We start from the raw sequence: 23300 nt of genomic DNA, 5'->3' as shown, positions 1-23300 counted from the left end.
CTGATGGTTAGTTCTGCCCTGTCTGCTGGCTATCGGTTCCGACCTTGGCGAGGTAATCGGCGAGGGAGTTGAGGATCTCGTCGGCGGTCTTGGTCCAGGTGAAGGGCCTTGGGTTCTCGTTCCAGGTGTCGATCCATGCGGTGATGTCGTCCTCCAGGGCCTTCACGGACCTGTGGACGCCGCGGCGAATGAGCTTGTCGGTCAGTAGGCCGAACCACCGCTCGACCTGGTTCATCCAGGAGGAGCCGGTCGGAGTGAAGTGGATGTGGAAGCGGGGGTGTTTGCCCAGCCAGGTTTTGATCTCGGCGGTGTTGTGGGTGGCGTAGTTGTCACAGACGAGATGGACGTCGAGCCCGACGGGCACCGCTTTGTCGATCCGGATCAGGAACTTCTTGAACTCAATCGCGCGGTGGCGGCGGTGAAGCTGAGATATGACGGTGCCGTCAGTGATGTTGAAGGCGGCGAACAGGCTGGTGATGCCGTGCCGGTAGTAGTCGTGGGTCCGGCGTTCGGGCATGCCCGGCATCATCGGCAGGACCGGCTGTGAGCGGTCCAGGGCCTGGATCTGGGATTTCTCGTCCACGCAGAGCACGACCGCCTTCTCGGGCGGGTGATGGTACAAACCGACGACATCGACGACCTTGGCGACGAACTGCGGGTCGGTGGACAGTTTGAAGGAGTCCTGCAGGTGCGGCTTGAGGTCGAACTTCTTCCAGATCCGGCCGATGGTCGACTTCGACAGGCCGGTGCGCTGAGCCATCGAGGCCCGTGACCAGTGGGTGTCTCTGCCCGCGGTCGACTCCAGGGTGGCCACGATGACCTCTTCGACCTGGTCGAGAAGGATCGAGGGTGGCCGACCCGAGCGGGGCTCGTCGTGCAGACCGTCGAGGCGTTTGGCGATGAACCGGGCCCGCCAGCGGTCCACGGTCGATCTGTCGACGCCGAGGTCGGCCGCGGCCTGCTGGTTCGTCCCGCCCTCCGCGCAGCGCAGCACGATCTTGGCTCGCAACGCGAGGAACTGAGCGGTCTTCGCCCGCCGCGCCCACTGCGTCAGCTGCGTCCGCTCAGCCTCGTTCAGGACCAGGTCGGCCTTGGGTCGGCCGATCCAGCCGGCGTCCTCAAGCCCGGCCATCCGCTCTGCGGCGAAAGCCCGACGCCACTTGCCAACCGTCTTGGCCTGGACACCGACGACGCGTGCGACACCCGCGTTCGACATGCCCTCAGCGCACGCCAGGAGGATCCGAGCCTTCTCGGCCGAGCGCCGGTCTGGCCATTCCGTCCGGCGCACCAACTCGGCACGCTCTTCCCCTGACAACGTGATCTTCACAGCAGAAGGGCCGGGATGTGACATGACAACAGGGTACTGACTAACCATCAGGATTTCTGGCGCATCACACTAGTGCTGTGACCGCATAGGTTCACCGGGTTTGCAGGTCATGCTGCGACGGCGAGGGGGCGTCCTCCCCAGCGCATGCCCTTCTCGCTGCGTATTCGGGCGCGTTCTCGTCGCTGGGCTGTGAGGACGTCGGGGTGGCGGGTGTTGGTGTTGCGCCAGCGTAGATATGCCTGCAGTGCGCGCGTCTGAACCGTGTGGTTCGGGTGGTGGGAGTTGGCCAGGGTGAACTGTCGTAGGGGCCCGAAGTGGGCCTCGATCGGATTCGCCCAGGAGGCGTTGGTCGGGGTGAAACACAGCTCAACACGGTTTTTCTTCGCCCAGGCCCGGATCTTGGCGCCTTTGTGGGCGGACAGGTTGTCCATGATTACGTAGATGGGGGCGCCATCGGGCCGGGCAGCGCGGATCGACTTCAGCGCGGCCAGGGACTGCGCGGCGCCCTTGTGGCGGCGATTGACGCCCCACAGGACGTCGTCACCGATGGAGTAGCAGCCGTGGAAGTAGGTGACGCCGTGGGTGCGGTGGTAGGTGGCCGGGATCCGCTGGGGTCGGTTTCGTGGCGCCCAGCAGGATCCTGCGGTGGGGCGGATGCCGAGCGGCCCGAACTCGTCGAACGCGAAAACACGGTCTGGTAAGTGCTCCAGAACGTGCTCGATGCGGTCCAGTTTGACGTCTCGTTGCGGGTCGGTGGACTCCTTCCAGGTCTTGGTGCGTTGGAAAGTAACGCCGCGTCGCGACAGGAGTATGCGCAGGGCCTCGCGGCCGATGCGGATCACGCGGTCGGGGACTCTGCGCAAGTAGGCGGCAAGTTTGCGGATCGACCAGCGGGTGAAGGGCTGGCCTAGTTTGACCGGGCGGGTGGTGGCCATCGCGATGACGAAGTCCTCGTCGTCAGCGTTGAGTAGGCGGGGACGGCCTCCCGCCCACTGAGGGTCCAGGCAGGCCAGGCCGATCTGTCGGGTAGGCCCGACGCATTACTGCGCCGGGCCCCCCTCAGAACCGGACGTGCGCCATTAAGCGCATCCGGCTCAAGCAGACCGCTGTGGGCGGCAGTTGTTTTGATTCTCATGGCTCCCGGCATGGAGCTGCCGATGGCAGCCGGCGTGCAGAAGTTCGAGATTCTTCCAAGCGGAGCCAGCGGCACCTGCGCCCGTCTTCTGGTGGACGCTGAGCGTACGGGAGCCGTATTCGAACCATCTCGCCCATTCTCGGACGTTGTCGGGCTCGTATTCCGCCCCCGCAACCAGATCCAGCCCGCACTGGGTACACAGTCCCCTCTGTCGCGCCGCAAGCCAGACATGAGACTTCTTGTCCGCCTGTGGGAACCCGCGCTTTTGGTTCCGTGCCGCCCAGTATTCGGTCAGCATTGGATCATCTTTGGACGATGTGCCCTTGACGATCACATGCCTGCTGATCCTGGTCCAAGAGAACTTGTGGACATGGAGGCCGCTACGGCGATCCCCGAATACCCACTTGTCCTTGCTGCCACTCTTGAACTGGCCCCAGTAGCGGTGGGCAATCCATCGCCAGCTTTTGTTCCTGTGGCCTGCTATGCCCCACCTCCGCAAGGCGGTAAAGACATAGTCGTCAAGATTATGGAATATCTCACTTGACACAACGGTACGATAGTAGGTCGCCCATCCTTTGATGAAAGGATTGAGCTGCCGGATTAAAGAATCCACCGACTCGCCCCGCCCATCCCGGACGATCTCCTTGATCTTGCGCCGCGCCTTCTCCACGGCACCCCTGCTCGGCTTGATGATCAGCTTTCCCTGATACCTTCGGATATTGAATCCGAGGAAGTCGAATCCGTCATCAACGTGGACCACGCGGGTCTTCTCGTCATTGAAGGCCAACCCCTTCGGCGCCAGCCAAAGGCCCAGTTGTCTCCTGACCTTTCCTGCCTGTTCCTCCGTGGCACAGAACACCGCGAAGTCGTCCGCATATCTCACCAGCGCAGGGGGCGGGTTCCTTACGCCCGCCCGACTTGTCGGGTCGACATCCGCCCCGATAGCCGTCGCCATCCCGTGCAGAGCGATGTTCAGCAGCAACGGGCTGATCACGCCGCCTTGCGGAGTGCCCTCCTCCGTCGGCGCGAACCTCCCCCTGTCCATCACCCCCGCCTTCAGCCAGCGCTCGACTGCCTCCCTCCCGGGAAACGTGCCGACCGCCTCCATCAGGCGCTCATGGTTGATGCGATCGAACGCTGCCGCCAAATCCGCATCCAGCACCCAGAGCCTCCTGGACGCCTTCTTCGAGGCCACATTGAAAATGAACCCGATCGCGTCATGGCAGCCTCGGCCCGGTCTGAACCCATAACTCCTGGCCTCGAACCGTGCCTCCCACTCAGGCTCCAGCGCGTTCTTCACGCGGGCCTGGTGGACTCGATCCCGGATCACCGGAATGCCAAGTGGCCGCACTTTCCCATTGGCCTTAGGGATGTATACACGCTTGACGGGCATGACTTCGAGCCCGGACTCGGCACTTATTTGCCGTACTAGCCTCGCCCGGTCCCTCGGATTCAGGGCACGCTCTCCATCTATCCCCGCCGTAGCCTTGCCGGAGCTTGTCTGCGTCACTCGCTTCACACTGACCAACGTGTTCGCGTGAGATCGCAGCATGAGCTTCTGAAGATTTCGAACCCTCTTCAGATCTCCAGCATTTGCCGCCTTGAAGATTCGCTGCCTGAGCTGCCTTACGCGTAGTTCAGCCCCGGCCCAGTCGATACTGTGCCAGTAGGCTGATAGTTCCGCGTCAATGCCTCCGTTTGCCGGGACGCGCGAGGCGTCACACGTATTTTTTCGGCTCATCCTCCCACCTCCTTTGCATCTAACTTGCAGCACTGTTCGGGTTGCTGTTCAGTTTCACTTCAAAGGTCCACCAGATTCGCGTCTGCACCCTTTCGGGTCCGAGCACGGGGCCCGGTATCCACCGAGTTATAACCGGCGAGGGAAGTCTCGTCTATCCGGTCTTTCCTCTGAGCTTTCGCCCCAGCGGCATTCGCTTCTCGAATCTTCCTGTTCCCGCAGCGGAGTTGGGCCCTCGTTGCCTCGGGCTTACCGGATAACCCTCCGGACCACTACGGGGTTACCGTGTTCCACACATCCAAGTTGCACCCAGCGAGCACGCCCTCTATGACCCGGGACAAGCGGTGATCATCGCCTCGGCGATAACGAACACCGAGGCCGCCTGATGCTTTGCAACATCCAGTCCTTCCGCCGCCGTTTACAGACCACAGACGCGGCGTCCACCTTACGAGCCGTAAATACAAGGGTTCACTCTCGTTCGTCCTGCTGGGCTTCCCCTGCTTGTAAGTCCGCGGTGGCCCCGCAGTCTCCTTGAGCAACTACCCCGGCTCAGCACCACGCCGTTACCAGCGTCGCGCCCGGGGTCGGGGACCGGTCCTTGATCACCGACCGGAAGAGCGGCTCCCTTCCCTTGCCTCTCTCACTTGGAATGTGCGACCTCACGTCGCACCGTTGAAGCGGTGGATGAGATCACGCACGGTGTCCTCGTCAGCGGCCACGAGCTGGGCGATGACCGGCACCCGGTTCCCGCCGGCCGACGCCAGCAGCATCATCGCGCGGCGGTAGCGCACCGAGCTGGTGCTGCCCCGGCGCACGATCTGCTGCAGTCGTTGCCCCTCCTGGTCGGTCAGTCTGCGTACTCGCACCGGTTCCGCCATCGCTTCTCCCCTGCAGGACGGACCAGTCCCGCCCGAACCCGGCGCGCGACTCGCCTAGCATCTCCTGCCATGAGCGATTCGGAGTCCCTTCTCGACTGGCTGCAGAACTGGTACACGCAGCAGTGCGACGGCGACTGGGAGCACGAGTGGGGCGTGAAGATTGCCACGCTCGACAATCCCGGCTGGACCATCGAGATCGATTTGACGGAGACGGACCTGGAAGGACGCGACTACAACCTCCAGGAGGTCAACCGCGGCACGCAGGACTGGGTCCGCACCTGGATAGCTGAGAAGACCTTCCACGCCGCGTGCGGTCCCGGAAACCTCACCGAGGCCCTCACCCTGTTCCGAACCTGGGCAACAACGACCGCCTCCTGAGCGGGTGCAGGGCCGGAGATACCCAAACCGGTGAACCTTTGCGGTCAGAGCACTAGGAACCCAGGCCGCCCCGGCCGCGGCGGCCTGCCCGAGCGCCGCGAAGCGCTCCCTACGACCGGTACCGGTAGAGGTCGCGGAGCAGGGCGATCTCGGCTCCGTGGTGCAGAAGTTCCCGGTTCACCCACCAGACGATGTCGATGAACGGCTCTTCCGCGTCACTGCCGTGCGGGTACGTGCAGTGGCCGATCCTGTCGAGCACGACTTCGTCGGCGGCGAGCAGGGCCTCGCGCCAGGCCGCGGCGGCGGCCGAGAAGCCCGCGATCGCCCCGGCGGCGTCAGGGCTCACCCGGTAGTCGCCCTTGGTGAGCGTGCGGGTACCGCCGGCGTGATCGGCGCGGACGGCCAGCATCTCACCGAGGTGGGTCAGCCTCCAGGCGATCGTGGTGAAGGGCGGCGGCACCGGGTGCGGCGAGTCCGCCGAGTCCCGGCCCCAGTCACCCGCCCCCACCAGCGCGGTGGCGCCTGCTCCCGGCCGGTCCACCTGACGGCGGACCGACCAGCAGTCGGGCACCGGCTCCCAGAGGTACTCCGCGTCAGTCATGGGGGTGGCTTCGACCTCCACTCCGTTGCCGCTGTCCACCACCGGCCCCTCGATACGGCCGAGCAGGCGCTCGCAACCGAAGTCGAACTGGTCCAGGAGCGGCACCAGGCGTGCGGGTATCTCGATCTGACTGCTCATCACGTGTCCTTCACTCCCGCGAGGGAGCGGGTTGCGGGTACCGGTGAGACCGGCAGCCACGGTACCGGCCGGGCAACGCCGGCGGCCGTGATCAACGCCGAGCGGGATCTGTGGCCCCGGCCTCCCGTCCCGCCCCGAACTCCCCGCGTTCACACGGCATTCATCGCCCCCCGCCACGGTGTCGGTACGCACACTCGTCTCGGCCCACCGCACCCCGGGGAGCGCCCACATGCCCGAACCGATTCCCGCACCGCATCCCGCACACCGCCCGATCGCCAGGCGTGGCCTTGTCGTCGGTACGGCCGCCACCGCCCTAACGTGGGGGACCGTGAGCTTCGCCGACGCCGACGAGGGCGGCCCCCGGACCCGCACCGTGCGGGGTGTCCTGCCCGCCGGGTCGCCCGACTACGTGTATCTGCCGGTCGACGTCCCACGCGGGGTCGCCGAGATCGCGGTCTCGTACACGTACGAGAAGACGCCCGTCCCGGCCGGGACGCAGGGCAACGCCCTCGACATCGGCATCTTCGACGAGCGCGGCACGGAGCTGGGCGGGCCGGGGTTCCGGGGGTGGTCCGGCGGCGCGCGCGGCACCTTCTTCATCCGGGCCGACGAGGCGACCCCCGGCTATCTCGCGGGACCGGTTCGGGCCGGGACCTGGCACATCGCGCTGGGCCCCTACACCGTCGCCCCTGAGGGGCTGCCGTACGAGGTGACGGTCACCCTGCGCCCCGGGCCCACCGCGGCCACGCCGCGGCCCGTGTATCCGCCGGAGCGCGCCAGGGGGCGCGGGCGCGCCTGGTATCGCGGGGACTGCCACCTGCACTCCGTCCACTCGGACGGCAAGCGGACCCCGGCCGAGATCGCGGCCGCCGCGCGCGCGGCCGGGCTCGACTTCATCAACAGCAGCGAGCACAACACCACGTCCGCGCACGGCGCGTGGGACGGGCTGTGGGGTGACGATCTGCTCGTCCTCACGGGCGAGGAGGTCACCACCCGCAACGGGCACGTGCTCGCGCTCGCCACCGACCCGGGGACGTTCGTCGACTGGCGCTACCGGGCCCGGGACAACCGGTTCGGGCGCTACGCGAAGGCCGTCCGCCGGGCGGGCGGCCTGGTCGTGCCCGCCCATCCGCACGCCACCTGCATCGGCTGCCACTGGAAGTTCGGCCTCGGCGAGGCCGACGCGGTGGAGGTGTGGAACGGGGCGTACACCCCGGAGGACGAGATCGCCCTGGCCGAGTGGGACAACTCCCTCGTGGCGGCCACCCGTTCGTCGAAGCCGTGGATTCCGGCGATGGGCAACAGCGACGCGCACCGGGAGCCGGACCGGATCGGGCTCCCGCAGACCGTCGTGCTGGCCGACGACCTGTCGCGCGAGGCGATCGTGACGGGCATCCGCGCCGGGCGCTCCTACATCGCCGAGTCGTCCGCCGTCAGCCTGTCCTTCGGCGCCTCCGGCGGGCGCGGGCGCCATGCCGGGATCGGTGAGCGGCTGCGGGTCGAGGGGGACGGCACCCCCGTCACCGTCCGGCTCGACGTCACCGGGGTGCCGGACTGCACCGCGCACTTCGTCACCGACCAGGGGACGCTGTTCACCGCGGTGCTCCCGACGTCGGGCACGGGGACGGTGGAGTGGCGTACGACGCCCGCCTACGCCGCCTATGTCCGGGCCGAGGTCCGGCACCCGGCCGCGGTGGCGGGGCTGCCCGGGGCTTTGGCGGCACTGACCAATCCGGTGTTCCTGGAGGGTTAGGCGAAAGACCCCGGGCCCTTTCGTCCGGATCAGGCCGTGCTCTCCTGCACCTGGCTCCACGCCGACTTCGGTGTGTACACGGTGGTCCTGGGCTTGGCCGCCACCGCGGGGGTCCGCCGGTCCGAGCTGTCCCAGCTGGCCCGGGCGGTGTACCGGACCGGCCCGCCCGCCGGGGTCATGCCGAGGGCGGCCAGCTCCGACTGCGGATCGGTGGTGCGGCTGAACAGGCCGCCCGCCGAGACCGCCCCGGAGGGCTGGAACCCCATGGCCGTCGGGGCCTGCGCCGTGGCGTAGAAGTGCGCCTCGCCACTGATGGTGAAAGAACCCCGGGTGGTGTTGTGCAACTGGGCGTCGCTCTCGATCAGCGAGGTCATGCCGAAGGTGTCGTGGCCCCCGTCGCTGATGGTGCCGTCGGCGCCGACCACCCACAACTCCCAGTACTGGAGCTCGCTCCCGTTGACCGTCCCGCCGGTCTTCACGTAGGTGTCCAGCCCCGGCCCGTCGATCGGGGACCAGCCCTGGCCGGTGTGCCGCTCCACGGCGAAGTCCCTGGTCACCTTCTGGATGATCACTCCTTGTTGCGGGTTGGCGATCTCCCACTCCCGCACCCGGGAGAAGTAGCCGCAGACCCCTTCCGCGTTCTCGTCGCTCTGGACCGCGGCGCCAAGGGCCGGCGCGGGCCCGGCGGCAGCCGGAGCCCGCTGCACGGCGGCGTGGTCCCGTGCCGCGCCCCCGGTGCTGCGCTGCACCCCGGCCTCGGTGGTGGCATGCGGACGCGGTGCGGCCATGACCCGGTGCGCGTTGGCCTCCGCCGCCCGCTCGAAGCGGTCGGAGGGGTCCGAGACCTTCAGCCCGGTCCCGTCGTCCGTTCCCGCCACCGGCCCCGAACGCTGCTGGACCACATGGGTCAGTTCGTGGGCGAGGGTGTGCTCGTCGGTCTTCGCGCCGCCCAGGACGATGTGGTTGCCGGACGTGTACGCGCGGGCACCGATCTCCGCGGCGGAGCGCTGGGCGGTGGCGTCCGTGTGCAGCCGGACATCTGAGAAGTCCGTGCCGAACCTGGCCTCCATGTCCTCGCGCACCGGCTGTTCGAGCGGGCGGCCCGTCGTGCCCAGCACGTCGTGCACCGCCGACCTCTGAACGGGGCGGTCCGCGAGCATCCGGGCGACCGCGGCGTTGCCCACGGTTCGCTGCAGCACCGCCATCTCCGCGGCGGACCCCGGTGCCGCGACCGGACCGGGCGGCCGGTCGGACTCGCGGTCCTGCGGTCGTGGACGCTGGGCTCGGGTGGTGCGGCGTTCCTGCTCGTGCTCGGGCACGGGGCCTCCAGCCATCGGTCCCTCCCATTGATACCGCGTCGGGCCCGGTCGGCCAACGGGCGCCCGGGGCGGTACGGGGGCACCCCTGCTGCACTCCTCGGACACCGCTCGGCCCGGCGGACCCCGCGCGCGGCAGGCTGCCTGCCCGCCGGGGCGGCGCTGCGCCGTGTCCGCAGGGCCCGGGAACCCGCGCTACTCCAGCCGGACCTGCCCGGCAGGCCGCGCGCGGTCCGGGGCGGGTGCCGCGAGGGTACGGAACCGCTGGGCACAGGCGCGTCGTTGCACCACCGCCAGCCCCGCGACCACCGTGCCGAGCACCAGCCATCCCGCCGGTCCGGCAGCCATCACCACGCCGGTCAGCAGCGGGGGCCCGGCGGACTTCTGGATGGACTGCGACATGCCCGCCACCCCGAGATAGACAGCCCTCGCGTCCGGGGGCGCCAACAGGACGGCCAGCTCCCATGAACTCACCGACCGCATCAGCTCCGCCAGGGTGACCAGCACCGCCGCGGCGAGCAGGACCGCCGCGGCCGTCCAGGTCCCGCACCGGGTGGCGGCGGCCAGGAGCGCGCAGCACGCGAACATCAGGCCGCCGTACACCAGCAGTGCCCGGACCGTCCGGTGCGGGCCCTCGGCCCGCTTCGACACGGCCAGTTGCAGCACGACGACCAGCACGGTGTTGATGACGAGGAAGGCCGGTACGAGGGCGTGCGGTGCGGAGGTGCGGTTCACCAGCCACAGCGGCAGGCCGACGCCGAGGACGGAGTCGTCGAGGTTCATCGGGATGTCGAGCAGGACGAACCGGAGGTAGCCCCGGTCCCGCCAAGGGCTCTTCGGCCGGGCGGAGTCACGCTCGACGGCGGCCTTCGACGCGGTCCGCGACGATGTTCCTCCCGGGTGCGTGGCCTGCGGGGACGCGGTCTCCGGCGATGCGGTCCCAGCGACCGCCGTCGCCCGTGCCACCTGGACCGTCGCCTCCCGCAGCTCGCCCGTGCGCCACACCAGCACCGCGGCGACGACGAAGGACAGCGCGTTGCCGAGGATCAGGGCGCGATAGGCGTCCGTGGTGCCCACGGCCAGGCCGATGGCCGCGATCCCGGCGCCGACCCCGTAGCCCGCGTTGGCGGCGCTGCGGGACAACGCCTGGTAGGCCGCGCGCCGTTCACCCGCCGCACGGGTGGCGAACAGCATCTCCAGCGTCTTCGCCGCCCTGTCCCCCAGGTAGGTGACGGCGACGACGGGCAGCAGCGCCTCGAAGCCCGAGCACAGCAGCACCAGGGTCAGGGTCACCAGCCGGAGCAGATGGCAGCCGATCAGCAGCGGACGCAGCGGGAGGCGGCCGGCCAGCCGTCCGGCCAGGGGTGAACCGGCGATGCCCGCCACCCCGGCCGCCCCCAGCAGTACACCGATCTGCTGAGCGCTCAGATGCGTCACGAAGGTGAGGTACAGAACCGACGACGCCGCCCACAGCCCCGATCCGGTGCGGTCGACGGACAGGGCGAGCAGCATGATCCGGGCGTCCCGGCCGCCCGGCGGGTTGCGCAACTGCGTCAGCAGCCCCGGCCCGCCCCTCGGCGCCCGCGCACCCCTGTCCCTCATGGTGCGTCGCACCGCCCACCCCCGGATACCTCGGCATCAACAGCTCTGCGGCCCCGCAGACCGGGGGAAGCCTGCCGCGAGTCATTCTCGATGTCAAGATACTTGATGGCGAGATACTTGCTCGGCGTCTCGCCCCGCCCCTGTCAAAGCCCCTGATCACGCCCCTGTTCACGCACCTGTTCACGCACCTGTTCCTGCCCGTGGGAACGAGCTCGTCCTACGCGCCCCCGGCCGGGCGGCCCTGGTCCCGGCCGGCGTGGGCCGGGCGGGACGGCGGGTACCGGAACGGCCGGACGCGGGCTCAGCCCGGCCAGACGATCGCCTGGAGTTCGCTGTACGCGTGCAGGGCGTACGAGCCGACATCGCGTCCGACACCGCTCCGCTTGAAACCGCCGAACGGGGCCTCCATGTTCCGGCCGATGGTGTTCACGCCGACCCCGCCCGCCCGCAGCCTGCGGGCGACGCGGAAGGCGCGGGCCACATCGCCGGACCAGACGTAGTCGATCAGTCCGTAGTCGCTGTCGTTGGCCAGCGCGATGCCCTCCTCCTCGTCGTCGAAGGGGACGACCACCACGACCGGGCCGAAGATCTCCTCCCGCACGACCCGCATGTCCGGCGTGCAGTCGGCCAGCAGCGTGGGCGCGACGTAGAAGCCGCGGCCGGTCGGCGCGGGGCGTTCGCCGCCCGTGACGATCCGGGCCCCCTCCTTGCGGCCCAGTTCGACGTACGACTCGATGCGGTCCCGGTGGGCGGCGGAGATGACCGGGCCGACCACGGTGCCCTTCGCCGTCGGATCGCCGACCGTCAGGTACCCGGCATACCCCGTGAGCTTCTCGATCAGGGCGTCATGGGCGCCCCGTTGGACCAGGACGCGGGTCGGAGCCGTACAGATCTGACCGCTGTAGAAGGAGAACGTGGTGCCGATGCCCGCCACCGCCGAGTCGAGGTCGGCATCGTCGAGCACCACGGCGGCGCCCTTCCCGCCCAGCTCCATCAGCTGCCGTTTCATGGACCGGCCGCAGACCTCGGCGATGCGCTGCCCGACCGAGGTGGAGCCGGTGAAGCTGACCATGTCGACGTCGGGCGAGTCCACGGCCGCCTCGCCCACCTCGGCCCTCGAACCGCTGACGACGTTGACGACGCCCGCCGGTACACCCGCCTCCGCGAGGGCCTCGGCCATCCGGTAGACGGAGAGCGGGTCCTGCGGTGCGGGCTTCACGACGACCGTGTTGCCCATCGCGAGCGCGGGGGCGATCTTGCCGGCCGGGTTGGCCCAGGGGTTGTTGTACGAGGTGATGCAGGTGACGACGCCCACGGGCTGACGGACGGCGAGCGCCCCGAAGATCCCGGCCCGGCCCATCGGCCCGGCCTCGTTGATCTGCGGCGGTACCGCCTCCTCCACCGGTTCCAGCGCGCCCTTCGCGTACCGCCGGAACCGGGCGGCGCCGACGGCCACCTGCATCCCGCGCGCCGTGCCGGTGGTGGCGCCGCTCTCCGCCTGGGCCAGGGCGGCGTTGGCCGCGAAGTCCCGCTGCATCAGGCCGGCGGCGCGGTCGAGGATCGCGGCGCGTTCCTCGGGGCGGGTCCGGGACCAGGTGGCGAAGGCCTCCCGGGCGGCGGCGGCCGCCTCGTACACCTGCGCGCGGCTCGCCTCGGGGGCGAGGCCGACGACGTCCTCGGTGGCCGGGTTGATCACCTCGTAGTGACCGTCGGCGGGCTCGGTCCACTCACCGCCGATGAACAGCCGCTGCTCATGGGACCGGTCGACGCTCATACGGTGCTCACCGTCCGGGTGTCGCGTCCGGAGCGCAGCACCGTACCCGGAACCGCGCCGGTCACCTTGTCGTCGCGGAGCGTCTCCACCCCGTTGACCCGGACCGACACGATGCCCAGGGCCTTGGAGTCGAGCCGGGGGCTGTCACCGGGCAGGTCGTGGACGAGGGTGGCGGGGCCCGCGTCGATGCGTTCGGGGTCGAAGAGCACGAGGTCGGCGTGGAAGCCCTCCTCGATGCGGCCGCGGTCGCGCAGGCCGAAGAGGCGCGCGGGGTCGTCGGTGAGCATCTTGACGGCCGCTTCGAGCGGGACGAGCTTGCGGCCGCGCAGACAGTCGCCGATGAAGCGGGTGGTGTACGGGGCGCCGCACATCCGGTCCAGGTGGGCGCCCGCGTCGGAGCCGCCCAGCATGACGTCCTCGTGCTCCCAGGTCCGCTGCCGCAGCGCCCAGGAGTCGGGGTCGTTGTCGGTGGGCATCGGCCACAGGACCGTACGCAGCTCGTCGGCCGCGCAGATCTCGACGAGGCAGTGGAAGGGGTCCTGCCCGCGCTCGGCGGCGATGTCGTTGACGACCCGCCCGCCGAGGCCCTCGTTGGCCGCGCTGTAGGTGTCCCCGATGACGTACCGGCCGAAGTTCGCGAGGCGGCGGAAGACGCCCGCCTCCTTGCTGTTGGCCCGGCGCAGCATCTCGGTCCGGGTGTCCGCGTCGCGGAGCCGCTCGATGCGCTCGGGGACGGGCAGGGACAGGATGTCGCCCCAGCCGGGGATCAGGTTGAGGGCGCAGAACGTGCCGAACGACATGTTCATCGGGGTCAGGATCGGCATCGTGAGCGCGACGATCCGGCCGCCCGCGCGGCGGGCGCGTTCGCTGGGGACCAGCTGGCGCGGAACCCGCTCCGGGACGGCGGCGTCGATGGTCAGGACGTTCCAGTTGAGCGGGCGCCCGGCGGCTGCCGTCATGTCGACGAACAGGTCGATCTCCTCGTCGGAGAACTGGTCGAGGCAGCCCGCGACGATCGCCTCGATCTGGGTGCCCTCGTGCTCGCCGACGGCCCGGGAGAGTGCGAGGAGTTCCTCGGGCAGCGCGTGCCGGGAGGCGACGGGCTGTCCGTCGCCGTCGGCATGGGTGGAGGACTGAGTGGTGGACAGGCCCCACGCCCCGGCATCCATCGCGTCATGGAACAGGGCGAGCATGGCGTCCAGTTGAGCGGGGGTGGGCTGTCCGCCGACGGCAGCGGGGCCCATCACGTGACGGCGCAGGGCGCAGTGCCCGACCATGAACCCGGCGTTGACGGCGATCCGCCCGTCGAGGGCGTCGAGGTACTCGCGGAAGCTGGACCAGCTCCAGTCGACGCCCTCCTCCAGGGCCTTGAGGGCCATGCCCTCGACCCGCGACATCATGCGCCGGGTGTAGTCGGCGTCCTCGGGCCGGTCCGGATGGAGCGGGGCGAGGGTGAATCCGCAGTTGCCCCCGGCGACGGTGGTCACGCCGTGGTTCATCGACGGGGTGGCGTACGGGTCCCAGAAGAGCTGGGCGTCGTAGTGGGTGTGCGGGTCGACGAAGCCGGGTGCGAGCACGAGGCCGGTGGCGTCCTCGGTGGTCGCGGCGGGACCGGGGGCCGTACCGGGTTCCGCGATGACGGCGATGCGGCCGTCGCGGATACCGATGTCCGCGAGGTAGGAGGGTCCGCCGGTGCCGTCCACGACGGTCGCTCCGCGGATGAGGTGGTCGAGCATGACGGGGTCCCCTTCTCGGTGGTGGTGTAGCGCCTTCTCGGTGGTGGTCGCGCCTGCTCGGCGGGGGGGGTGAGGTGGTGGTGGGGGTGGTTGGTGCGCCGGGGTGCGTACGGCCGCGGTACGCACCCCGGCTCGCGGAGCGGCGGTCCGGGAAGACGCCGCTCGTTCGTAGCGGGGGCTCCGCCCCGGGTCCGGGAAGGACTACGCCGCGTCGCGGAACCGCGTGGTCCGGTGGACCGGATCCGTGTCGATCTTCGGGATCACGTGCTCACCGATCAGCTTGATCGAGTTGATGGTGTCCTCGGGGCTGATCCCGATCGGCAGCCCGAAGCTCAGCTGGTCCGCGCCCGCCCGCTCCCACCGCCGGCACTGCGCCAGCACCTCGTCCGGATCGCCGCAGATCATCAGCTCCTCGGCGATGAGGAGTTCGATGATCTCCTCGGAGTACTCCGGCAGCAGTTCCGGCCACTCCGGGATGCCCTCGGGGCGGGGGAACGTGTCGTGGTAGCGGAACAGCAGCGACTGGAGGTAGTTGAGCCCGCCGCCCACCGCGATCTCGACGGCCTTCGCGTGGGTCTCGGCGCAGATCGCCGTCGAGGTGACCATCACGTTGTCGTTGACGAAGTCACCGATCGGCTCGGCGTCCTTGACGGCCGTCTTGTAGGACTCGACGACCCACTCCATGTCGGAGACCTTCTGGACGCTGAAGCCCAGCACGCCGAGCCCCTTCTTGCCCGCCATGGCGTACGAGGACGGCGAGCCGGCCGCGTACCACATCGCCGGGTGCGACTTCCCGTACGGCTTGGGCAGGATCTTGCGCGGCGGCAGCGACCAGCTCTTGCCCTGGAAGCCGACGTACTCGTCCTGGAGCCACATCTTGGGGAACTCCGCGATGGTCTCCTCCCAGAGGTCCTTGGTGTGGTTCATGTCGGTGATGCCCGGCATGAACCCGAGGATCTCGTGGCTGCCCGCCCCGCGGCCGGAGCCGAACTCGAACCGCCCCTCCGAGAGGTGGTCCATCATGGCGACCTTCTCGGCCACCTTCACCGGGTGGTTGACCGGTGCGAGCGGGTTGAAGATCCCGGACCCGAGGTGGATGCGGTCGGTGGCGTGGGCGAGGTAGCCCAGGTACACGTCGTTGGCCGAGATGTGCGAGTACTCCTCCAGGAAGTGGTGCTCGGAGGCCCAGGCGTACTTGAAGCCGGACTTGTCCGCCTGGATGACGTACTCGGTCTCCTCGATCAGCGCCTTGTGCTCTGCCCCGGGGTCCGCCTTGGCCCGCGCGGCGGGCACATACCCCTGTACAAAGAGCCCGAATTCCAAGGGGGTTCACCGTCCTCAATAGTTTCTGACACTCCGTCAGATTCCGATGCGTCCGACTGTTCCACCGACACCCCGACCCGTCAATACCTGACGCCTCGTCAGGCCAGATGGGTGGTGCGGTCAGAAGAGGCTGACCCCGGCCAGCCACCCGCCGTCGATGACGAACGGCTGCCCGGTGATGTACGAGGAGTCGTCCGAGGTCAGGAAGAGTGCGAGCGCGGCGACCTCCTCGGGCCGGCCGATCCGCCCGAGCGGGACGAGCTTGCGGTAGAGCTGGTCCACCGCGGCCTTCGACTCCTCCGGGTCCGCGGACGGGTCCAGCGCCGCGGGATTGGTCATCGCGGTGTCCACGGCACCGGGGCAGACCGCGTTGACCCGGATGCCCTTCGCCGCCAGCTCCACCGCCGCCACCTTGGTCAGACCGAGCACCGCGTGCTTGGTCGCGGCGTACGCGCCCACGAACGCCATGCCGGTCAGCCCGGTGTACGAGGCCGTGTTGACGATGGTGCCGCCCCCCGCGGCCTCGATCTCCGGCGCGACGGTCTTGATCCCCAGGAACGCCCCCACCTGATTGACCTGCACCACCTGCTGGAACTCCTCCAGCGGCGTGGTCACCAGCTCGTTGAACCGCAGGATTCCCGCGTTGTTGACCAGCCCGTCGATCCGCCCGAAGGCGCCCTTCGCCGCGGCGACCGCCGCCTGCCAGTCCGCCTCCTGGCTCACGTCCAGGTGCACGAACAGGGCGGTCTCCTCCCCCAGCTCCTTCGCCAGCGCCTCGCCCTGCTCGTCGAGCACATCGGCGATCACCACCCGCGCACCCTCGGCGGCGAAGAGCCGCGCCTCCTGCTCGCCCTGCCCGCGCGCCGCGCCGCTGATCAGCACGGTCCGCCCGTCCAGCTTGCCCATGGCCTGACTCCTACCTGTCGAGGTGAGGTGCGACATCGGCGGCGAACGCCGCCATCTGATCGGTCAGTTCGGCCCTGCTGCGGCTGCGGAACCGCACCTGTATCTGGTGCACGCCCATCGCCGCGTACTCCCGCAGCGACTCGGCGAGCGCCTCCGGCTTCCCGCTGAGGGTGCGCCGCCCCACGGACCAGTCCGGCTCGCCCACGTACAGCGGCTCGGTGATGGCCCCGACGACGATCGGCTCCTCCACCCCGGCCGCCTCCCGCAGGGCGTGCAGCCGGGCGATCTGCTCCGGCAGCTTCCCGCGCGGATCACCCTGCGGAAGCCAGCCGTCCCCCCGCACGGCCGCCCTGCGCACCGCGGCGGGCGAGGAGCCGCCCACCCAGACCGGCACCCGTTCCTGGGCGGGCCGGGGCAGCTGGCCGAGCCCGCTGAAGGAGAACCGCTCCCCGGCGAACTCCGGGTACTCCTCCGGCCCGAGCGCGGCCTTCAGCGCGTCGACGGTCTCGTCGAGCACGGCACCGCGCCCGTCGAAGTCCGCCCCGAGCGCGTCGAACTCCTCGCGCACATGTCCGGCCCCGACCCCGAGGATCAGCCGGCCGCCGCTGAGGTGGTCGAGGGTCGCGTACTGCTTGGCGGTGGCCAGCGGATGCCGCAGCCCGACGACGGCGACATGGCTCATCAGCAGCACGCGCTCGGTGACCCCCGCGAGGAACGAGAGCGTGGCCACCGGGTCGTACCAGACGGTGCTCATCCCCTCCGCGAGCCGGCGCGGAATGGCGACATGGTCGCAGCTCGCCAGATAGGCGAACCCGACACGGTCGGCGGTGCGGGCGATCTCGGCGAGGTCGGCCGGGGTGGCCCCGGCCTCCCACGGCTCCGCGTAGATGGCGCTCTGCGACTGGATCGGGAGCTGCATCCCGTACGACAGCGGTCCGGCGGGCAGTATCGGCACCGGTCGGCCTCCTTTCCTCTAGGTCAGCCGAGTCCGCCGGTTCGACGTCGGGGCCGCCGAGGCCCACCGGGATTCACCGAGGTGAGTCACGACAGAACTGATGCCACGTCAGATACGAACCGGCGGGGCCATCGTCGTACCTGACGGTGCATCAGACAAGAGGAAGGGCAGTGGGATCGCACGTCTGCACCGTCACGGCATCACCCGCGGACCGGCCGCCGTGCGGCGGGACTCCTCCGGGCCTCAGTCGAGGTAGGTGAACGGGGTGTCGGCCGAGTTGTCGGTGTCCACGTCGCTCACGCTCCACACGCGGAACCTGGGCTTCTCGTAACCATCGCCCTGGTCCGCGGGCACCTTCACCTCCGCGACGCAGCCCCCGTCGGGACCCGCGATGACATCGCGCATGTCGACTTCCATCTTCGGGCTGGTGTCCGAGAAGCTGATGCGGAGCTGATCCCCGGGGGCGAAACCGCTGATCGTGAGCGTCACGACGGCCCCGGTGGCCGCCATGTCGGGAGAGGCGACGACTCGCGGACGCGCGTCCGGCGTGGACGCGTTCGTCGCCCCGCTCGGCAGCTTGTCGACCGGCCGGTCCGACGGGGACGCGGACGGCCCGGCTGCTCCGGGCGAGGCGGACGCCGTCTCGGAATCCTCTGTCGAGGCGGCCGACGGCGGCGCGTCCGAGCGGGAGCCCCCGCCGGACAGCGCGGCCGGAGCGATGATCGCAGCGACGACTGTCGCCGCTGCGGTGATCGTCGCCGCGATGATCGACACGCGGTGCCCGCCGCCTCGCGGATCCGGCGGACCAGGGACCGGTACCGGGGGGCCCGGAGGCAGGGGCGGTACCGGGGGCCGGGCCGGTGGAGCGGGCGGCGGCGTCGGAACGGGACGGGGCTGACCGTCGGGGTCGGACACGCGGCGGCCTCCTGCTGAGCACACGAAGATCGGTGAAGCCGATCAGAATACAGGCGGCCGCGGGGTATGTCGTGACCAATTTCGCGTGCTGGACGGCGTATTGGCTCCCCGAAGGGGCCAGGCAACGCGTCCCGGCCGACGAGTCGGAGCCCGACGGGCAGCCGAACACCACGTGGTGGACGCCTACTTCCGGTACAGCTCCTCGATCTCCGCCTCGAAGTCCCGCGTGATCGCGTCCCGCTTCAGCTTCAGCGACGGCGTCAGATGGCCGGCCTCCTCGGTGAAGTCCACGGTCAGGACGGTGAACTTGCGGATCGACTCGGCGCGCGAGACGAGCCGGTTGGCCTCGTCGACCGCGCGTTGCAGCGCGATGTGGAGCTCCTCGTCGTGGACGAGTTCGCGCAGCGGGACGTCCTCCTTCTTCATCATCCGGCGCCAGTGGGACAGCCCGTCCGGCTCCAGGGTGATCAGGGCGGTGATGAACGAGCGGTTGTCGCCGACCACCATGCACTGGCTGACCAGCGGGTGGGCGCGCAGCCAGTCCTCCAGCGGGGCCGGGGTGACGTTCTTGCCGCCCGAGGTGATGATGATGTCCTTCTTGCGGCCGGTGATCGTGAGGTAGCCGTCCTCGTCGAGCGCGCCCAGGTCCCCGGTGGCGAACCAGCCGCCGTCCAGCGCGGGAACGGCCTCGCCGCGTTCGGCGTCCCAGTAGCCCTGGAACACCTGGCCGCCGCTGAGCAGCACCTCGCCGTCCTGCGCGATGCGGACGGCGGTGCCGGGCATCGGCCAGCCGACCGTGCCCAGACGTGGTCTGAGGGGTGGGGTCACGGTGGCGGCCGCGGTGGTCTCCGTCAGGCCGTAGCCCTCGAAGATCTCGATGCCGGCGCCCGCGTAGAAGGCGGCGAGCCTGCTGCCCAGCGGGGAGCCGCCGCAGATCGCGTACCGGACCTGGCCGCCGAGCGCGGCCCGGATGCGGCGGTAGACCAGCGGGTCGTACAGCGCGCGGGCCGCCCGCAGCCCCAGGCCGGGGCCGGGGCCGGTGCCGTGTTCGGCGGCCTCGACGGCCTGGCCGTACCGCTGGGCGATCCGCGCGGCCCGGTCGAAGGACGAGGCGCGGCCCATCTTCTCGGCGGTGGCCCGGCCGGTGTTGTAGACCTTCTCCAGTACGTACGGAATGGCCAGCAGGAACGACGGTCTGAACCCGGCCAGGTCGGCGAGCAGGTCCTCGGTCTTGATGGACGGGGCGTGGCCGAGGCGGACCCGGGCGCGCAGGCAGCCGATCGCGACCATCCGCCCGAAGACGTGCGACAGCGGCAGGAACAGCAGGGTGGACGCGGGGTACTTGCTGACCGATGTGAAGACCGGGTGCAGCAGCTCGATGGCGTTGTCGACCTCGGCGAAGAAGTTGCCGTGGGTCAGCACGCAGCCCTTGGGACGGCCGGTGGTGCCCGAGGTGTAGATGAGGGTGGCGGGGGTCCCCGGTTCCAGCGTGGCGCGCCGGGCCGCGACGGCGTCGTCGGGGACGTCCCTGCCGGTCTTCTTCAGCCGGCCCAGCGCGCCCGTGTCGAACTGCCAGAGGTGGGTGAGGTCGCCGAGCTGCTTGCGCTCCTGGCTGATGACGCGGCTCTGTTCGGCCGTCTCGACGGCGCAGGCGACGGCGCCCGAGTCCTGGAGTATCCAGCGGGCCTGGAAGGCGGAGGAGGTCGGGTAGATGGGGACGGTGACCAGACCGGCGGCCCAGGCCGCGAAGTCGAGCAGCGTCCACTCGTACGTCGTACGGGCCATGATCGCGATGCGGTCGCCGCCCCGCAGCCCCTCCGCGATCAGGCCCTTGGCGACGGCGAGCACCTCGCCCGCGAAGTCCGCCGCCGTCACGTCCTGCCAGCTGCCGTCCGGCTGCTTGCGGCTGAGGACGGCGTCGGCCGGGGCCTCGCGGGCGTTGTCGAAGGGGATCTCGGCGAGCGAGCCGCGGCGGACGGGCGGGGCGAACGCCGGTACGGAGACCTGCTGGACGCTTCCGTCGGCCGCCCTGACCTTGGTCGGCTCGACCAGGACGGGCGCGGTGGATGTGGCGGGTGGCGTGGACACGTGCGGCTCCTCGAAATCGGGGTCGGGCGGGTTCGGTTCCGGCGGGACAGGCCCTGGACGTGTCAGGCGCGTTCCAGGATCGCCGTGACGCCCTGGCCGCCCGCCGCGCAGATCGAGATCAGCCCGCGGCCCGGGGTGTCCCGCTCCGCGAGGAGCTTGGCGAGGGTGGCGACGATCCTCGCGCCCGTCGCGGCGAACGGGTGCCCGGTGGCGAGTGAGGAACCCGCCACGTTGAGCTTTTCCCGGTCAACCGGGGCGAGCCCCGCCTTCTCCCAGGCGGCCAGCGTGGCGAGCACCTGGGAGGCGAAGGCCTCGTGGACCTCGAAGAGGTCGAAGTCCTCGACCGTCAGCCCGGCGCGCTCCAGCAGCCGGGGCACGGCGTACGCGGGCGCCATCAGCAGACCGTCCTCCCCGCCCACGTAGTCGACCGCCGCGGTCTCGTACAGCGAGAGGTAGGCCAGCGGTTCCAGCCCGTGCCGCTCGGCCCACTCCTCGCTCGCCAGCAGCACCGTCGCGGCACCGTCGGTGAGCGGGGTGGAGTTGCCCGCGGTCATCGTCGCGTCCGGGTGGTCCGCGCCGAACACCGGCTTCAGCGTGGCGAGTTTCTCCACCGTGGAGCCCGGGCGCAGGTTCTGGTCGCGGTCCAGGCCGAGGTACGGGACGACGAGGTCGTCCAGGAACCCCCGGTCGTACGCGGCGGCCAGGCGCCGGTGGCTGGTGGCGGCGAGCAGGTCCTGCTCCGCGCGGCCGATGTCCCACTGGCGTGCGGTGACCGCCGCGTGGTCGCCCATCGAGAGACCGGTGCGCGGTTCGGCGTTGCGCGGGATGTCCGGGACGAGATGCCGGGGACGTACGCCCGCGAACGCCTTGACCCGGCCGCCCGCCGACTTCGCCCGCCGGGCCGACAGCAGCAGCCTGCGCAGTTCGTCGTTGACGCCGAGGGGCGCGTCGCTCGTGGTGTCCGCGCCGCCCGCGACCGCGGAGTCGATCGCACCGAGCATGATCTTGTTGGCGGCGGCGATGACGGCCTGGAGGCCGGTGCCGCAGGCCTGCTGGACGTCGTACGCGGGGGTGCGCGGGTCGAGCCGCGAGCCGAGCACGGTCTCCCGGGCCAGGTTGAAGTCCCGGCTGTGCTTGAGGACCGCGCCCGCGGCGAACTCGCCGAGCTGCTGCCCCTGGAGCCCGAACCGCTCGACCAGACCGTCCAGCGCGGCGGTGAGCATCTGCTGGTTGGAGGCCTGAGCGTACGGCCCGTCCGAGCGCGCGAAGGGGATACGGCTGCCACCGATGACCGCGACCCGGCGGGGTTGCGGGAGTGCGAGGGGGATCAACTCGACCAACTCATCTCGACCAGCTCCTGACTCTTGAGTAACCTTACTCTGGAGTAAATCTACGACCGAGCAGGGAGTCTGGACAATGGCCGACCGCTATCTGCACTTCACCGGCACGGCAACCGGCCGATTTCTGACCCGGAGAATCGGCCTGCCGCAGCCCGCACCACTGCGCCGCTGGTCGCTGGAGACCCAGTCGCTGACCGGCCCGGTCCTCCACCTCACCGCCGGGGACTCCACCGCCACCGATGAGCTGGGCGCGATCCTCGCCGCGACCGGCCTGGAGGTGAGGGCGAGCGCCGACCGGCCGGCCGCGGTCGTCCTGGACGCCACGGCCGTCGACACCGCCGCCGGGCTCGGGGACGTGCACGCCGCGCTGCACCCCGTCGTCCGCTCGCTCGCACCGGGCGGCCGCATCGTCGTCGTCGGAGTGCGCCCGTCCCCGGACGACCACCACCAGGCCGCCGCCCAGCAGGCCCTCGAAGGCTTTGTGCGCTCGCTCGGCAAGGAGATCGGCAAGGGCGCGACCGTGCAGCTGGTGCGCCTCACGCCCGGCGCGGTCGAGGGCGCCGAATCCACCCTGCGCTTCCTGCTGTCGCCCCGGTCCGCCTACATCAGCGGCCAGGTCATCGAGGTGTCCTCGGCCACCCCCGGCCCGGTCGCCGACTGGGCCGCCCCGCTCGCCGGACGTACCGCGCTGGTCACCGGCGCGGCCCGCGGCATCGGCGCCTCGGTCGCCTCGGTGCTGGCCCGGGACGGCGCCCACGTCATCTGCCTGGACGTTCCGCAGGCCCGGGAGGACCTGGTGCGCACCGCCGACCGGCTCGGCGCCACCGCCCTGGCGCTGGACATCACCGCGGACGACGCGGCCCCCCGGATCTCCGCCGCCGCCCCGGACGGCCTCGACATCCTCGTCCACAACGCCGGCATCACCCGTGACCGGCGGCTCGCCAACATGGCCGCCGACCGCTGGGCTTCCGTCATCGACGTCAACCTCGACAGCGTCCTGCGCACCACGGACGCGCTGCTGAAGACCGGCACCGTCAACCGCGGCGGCCGGATCGTCGCCACCGCCTCCATCGCGGGCATCGCCGGCAACAACGGCCAGACCAACTACGCGGCCAGCAAGGCCGGCATCATCGGCCTGGTCCGCTCGCTCGCCCCGCGCGCCGCCGCCGACCACGGCGTCACGGTCAACGCGGTCGCCCCCGGCTTCATCGAGACGAAGATGACCGCCGCCGTCCCGCTCTTCATCCGCGAGGCGGGCCGCCGGATGAACTCCCTCTCGCAGGGCGGCCTCCCGGTCGATGTCGCCGAGACGACCGCCTGGTTCGCCCAGCCCGCGTCGAGCGCCGTCAACGGCCAGATCGTCCGGGTCTGCGGCCAGAGCCTGCTGGGGGCGTGAC

General features: G+C 70.3%; 16 protein-coding genes and 2 pseudogenes. 3 read left to right on the top strand and 15 right to left on the bottom strand.

Going from position 1 to position 23300, the window contains the following annotated elements:
* Nucleotides 1–7: 7 nt before the first annotated feature.
* The 4 genes and pseudogenes from OG322_RS21320 to OG322_RS21305 all read right to left on the bottom strand — a co-directional run.
* Nucleotides 8–1327, bottom strand: a complete 1320-nt coding sequence (locus tag OG322_RS21320) for an IS630 family transposase (protein ID WP_221198154.1) — start codon at nucleotides 1325–1327, stop codon at nucleotides 8–10.
* Nucleotides 1328–1434: 107 nt separating this feature from the next.
* A pseudogene (locus OG322_RS21315) lies at nucleotides 1435–2349 on the bottom strand (IS630 family transposase); the annotation flags it as partial.
* A 72-nt stretch (nucleotides 2350–2421) separates the two neighbouring features.
* Nucleotides 2422–4203, bottom strand: coding sequence for a group II intron reverse transcriptase/maturase (ltrA, locus tag OG322_RS21310; RefSeq protein WP_329306099.1), 1782 nt, complete (start codon nucleotides 4201–4203; stop codon nucleotides 2422–2424).
* 668 nt (nucleotides 4204–4871) lie between these two features.
* Nucleotides 4872–5078, bottom strand: a pseudogene (locus tag OG322_RS21305) (helix-turn-helix domain-containing protein); the annotation flags it as partial.
* A 69-nt stretch (nucleotides 5079–5147) separates the two neighbouring features.
* On the opposite strand from OG322_RS21305, the gene OG322_RS21300 reads away from it, so the two are divergent.
* A complete protein-coding gene (locus OG322_RS21300) occupies nucleotides 5148–5456 on the top strand; it encodes an immunity 53 family protein (protein WP_123465949.1) in 309 nt (102 codons plus the stop codon).
* A 109-nt stretch (nucleotides 5457–5565) separates the two neighbouring features.
* Here OG322_RS21300 and OG322_RS21295 read toward each other — a convergent pair whose 3' ends face one another.
* Nucleotides 5566–6183: a DinB family protein gene (locus OG322_RS21295; RefSeq protein ID WP_329307754.1), complete on the bottom strand. Its 618-nt coding sequence runs from the start codon at nucleotides 6181–6183 to the stop codon at nucleotides 5566–5568.
* A gap of 241 nt (nucleotides 6184–6424) precedes the next feature.
* On the opposite strand from OG322_RS21295, the gene OG322_RS21290 reads away from it, so the two are divergent.
* Nucleotides 6425–7948: a CehA/McbA family metallohydrolase gene (locus OG322_RS21290; protein ID WP_329306804.1), complete on the top strand. Its 1524-nt coding sequence runs from the start codon at nucleotides 6425–6427 to the stop codon at nucleotides 7946–7948.
* 29 nt (nucleotides 7949–7977) lie between these two features.
* Here OG322_RS21290 and OG322_RS21285 read toward each other — a convergent pair whose 3' ends face one another.
* The 10 genes from OG322_RS21285 to OG322_RS21240 all read right to left on the bottom strand — a co-directional run bounded on the left by OG322_RS21285 (nucleotide 7978) and on the right by OG322_RS21240 (nucleotide 21903).
* A complete protein-coding gene (locus OG322_RS21285; protein ID WP_329306803.1) occupies nucleotides 7978–9267 on the bottom strand; it encodes an eCIS core domain-containing protein in 1290 nt (429 codons plus the stop codon).
* A 192-nt stretch (nucleotides 9268–9459) separates the two neighbouring features.
* Entirely contained in the window at nucleotides 9460–10866 is a 1407-nt protein-coding gene (locus tag OG322_RS21280; protein ID WP_329306802.1) for an MFS transporter, read from the bottom strand.
* A gap of 301 nt (nucleotides 10867–11167) precedes the next feature.
* On the bottom strand, nucleotides 11168–12640 hold the full coding sequence (locus OG322_RS21275) for an aldehyde dehydrogenase family protein (protein WP_329306801.1): 1473 nt from the start codon (nucleotides 12638–12640) through the stop codon (nucleotides 11168–11170).
* Nucleotides 12637–14376 (bottom strand): N-acyl-D-amino-acid deacylase family protein, encoded by a 1740-nt coding sequence (locus OG322_RS21270; protein ID WP_123459941.1) that lies wholly within the window; start codon nucleotides 14374–14376, stop codon nucleotides 12637–12639. Before OG322_RS21270 ends, OG322_RS21275 begins: the two co-directional genes overlap by 4 nt.
* A gap of 201 nt (nucleotides 14377–14577) precedes the next feature.
* A complete protein-coding gene (locus OG322_RS21265; RefSeq protein ID WP_123459942.1) occupies nucleotides 14578–15699 on the bottom strand; it encodes an LLM class flavin-dependent oxidoreductase in 1122 nt (373 codons plus the stop codon).
* A 120-nt stretch (nucleotides 15700–15819) separates the two neighbouring features.
* Nucleotides 15820–16605, bottom strand: coding sequence for an SDR family NAD(P)-dependent oxidoreductase (locus tag OG322_RS21260; RefSeq protein ID WP_123459943.1), 786 nt, complete (start codon nucleotides 16603–16605; stop codon nucleotides 15820–15822).
* Between the two features lie 10 nt (nucleotides 16606–16615).
* Nucleotides 16616–17560: an LLM class F420-dependent oxidoreductase gene (locus OG322_RS21255; protein WP_124284263.1), complete on the bottom strand. Its 945-nt coding sequence runs from the start codon at nucleotides 17558–17560 to the stop codon at nucleotides 16616–16618.
* Nucleotides 17561–17803: 243 nt separating this feature from the next.
* Nucleotides 17804–18334 (bottom strand): hypothetical protein, encoded by a 531-nt coding sequence (locus tag OG322_RS21250; RefSeq protein WP_124284264.1) that lies wholly within the window; start codon nucleotides 18332–18334, stop codon nucleotides 17804–17806.
* A 324-nt stretch (nucleotides 18335–18658) separates the two neighbouring features.
* Nucleotides 18659–20563, bottom strand: coding sequence for an AMP-dependent synthetase/ligase (locus OG322_RS21245; RefSeq protein WP_266411703.1), 1905 nt, complete (start codon nucleotides 20561–20563; stop codon nucleotides 18659–18661).
* Nucleotides 20564–20625: 62 nt separating this feature from the next.
* Nucleotides 20626–21903, bottom strand: coding sequence for an acetyl-CoA C-acetyltransferase (locus OG322_RS21240; protein WP_123459947.1), 1278 nt, complete (start codon nucleotides 21901–21903; stop codon nucleotides 20626–20628).
* 76 nt (nucleotides 21904–21979) lie between these two features.
* Here OG322_RS21240 and OG322_RS21235 point away from each other — a divergent pair, with 76 nt between their 5' ends.
* Nucleotides 21980–23299 carry a 3-oxoacyl-ACP reductase gene (locus OG322_RS21235; protein WP_329306800.1) on the top strand — a complete coding sequence of 440 codons (1320 nt, stop codon included), beginning with the start codon at nucleotides 21980–21982 and terminating at the stop codon, nucleotides 23297–23299.
* The last annotated feature ends 1 nt before the right edge of the window (nucleotide 23300 follow it).

The sequence above is a fragment of the Streptomyces sp. NBC_01260 genome (assembly GCF_036226405.1).
Classification (GTDB): domain Bacteria; phylum Actinomycetota; class Actinomycetes; order Streptomycetales; family Streptomycetaceae; genus Streptomyces; species Streptomyces laculatispora.
The sequence above is the reverse complement of the archived record's forward strand: the minus strand, read 5'-3'. Positions and strand labels throughout refer to the sequence as shown.

Bases quoted from the DNA above. Each gene is read 5' to 3' on its own strand.
- OG322_RS21300 (WP_123465949.1), top strand. From the start codon at position 5,148: ATGAGCGATTCGGAGTCCCTTCTCGACTGGCTGCAGAACTGGTACACG.
- OG322_RS21275 (WP_329306801.1), bottom strand. From the start codon at position 12,640: ATGAGCGTCGACCGGTCCCATGAGCAGCGGCTGTTCATCGGCGGTGAG.
- OG322_RS21280 (WP_329306802.1), bottom strand. From the start codon at position 10,866: ATGAGGGACAGGGGTGCGCGGGCGCCGAGGGGCGGGCCGGGGCTGCTG.
- OG322_RS21260 (WP_123459943.1), bottom strand. From the start codon at position 16,605: ATGGGCAAGCTGGACGGGCGGACCGTGCTGATCAGCGGCGCGGCGCGC.
- ltrA (WP_329306099.1), bottom strand. From the start codon at position 4,203: ATGAGCCGAAAAAATACGTGTGACGCCTCGCGCGTCCCGGCAAACGGA.
- OG322_RS21270 (WP_123459941.1), bottom strand. From the start codon at position 14,376: ATGCTCGACCACCTCATCCGCGGAGCGACCGTCGTGGACGGCACCGGC.
- OG322_RS21235 (WP_329306800.1), top strand. From the start codon at position 21,980: ATGGCCGACCGCTATCTGCACTTCACCGGCACGGCAACCGGCCGATTT.
- OG322_RS21290 (WP_329306804.1), top strand. From the start codon at position 6,425: ATGCCCGAACCGATTCCCGCACCGCATCCCGCACACCGCCCGATCGCC.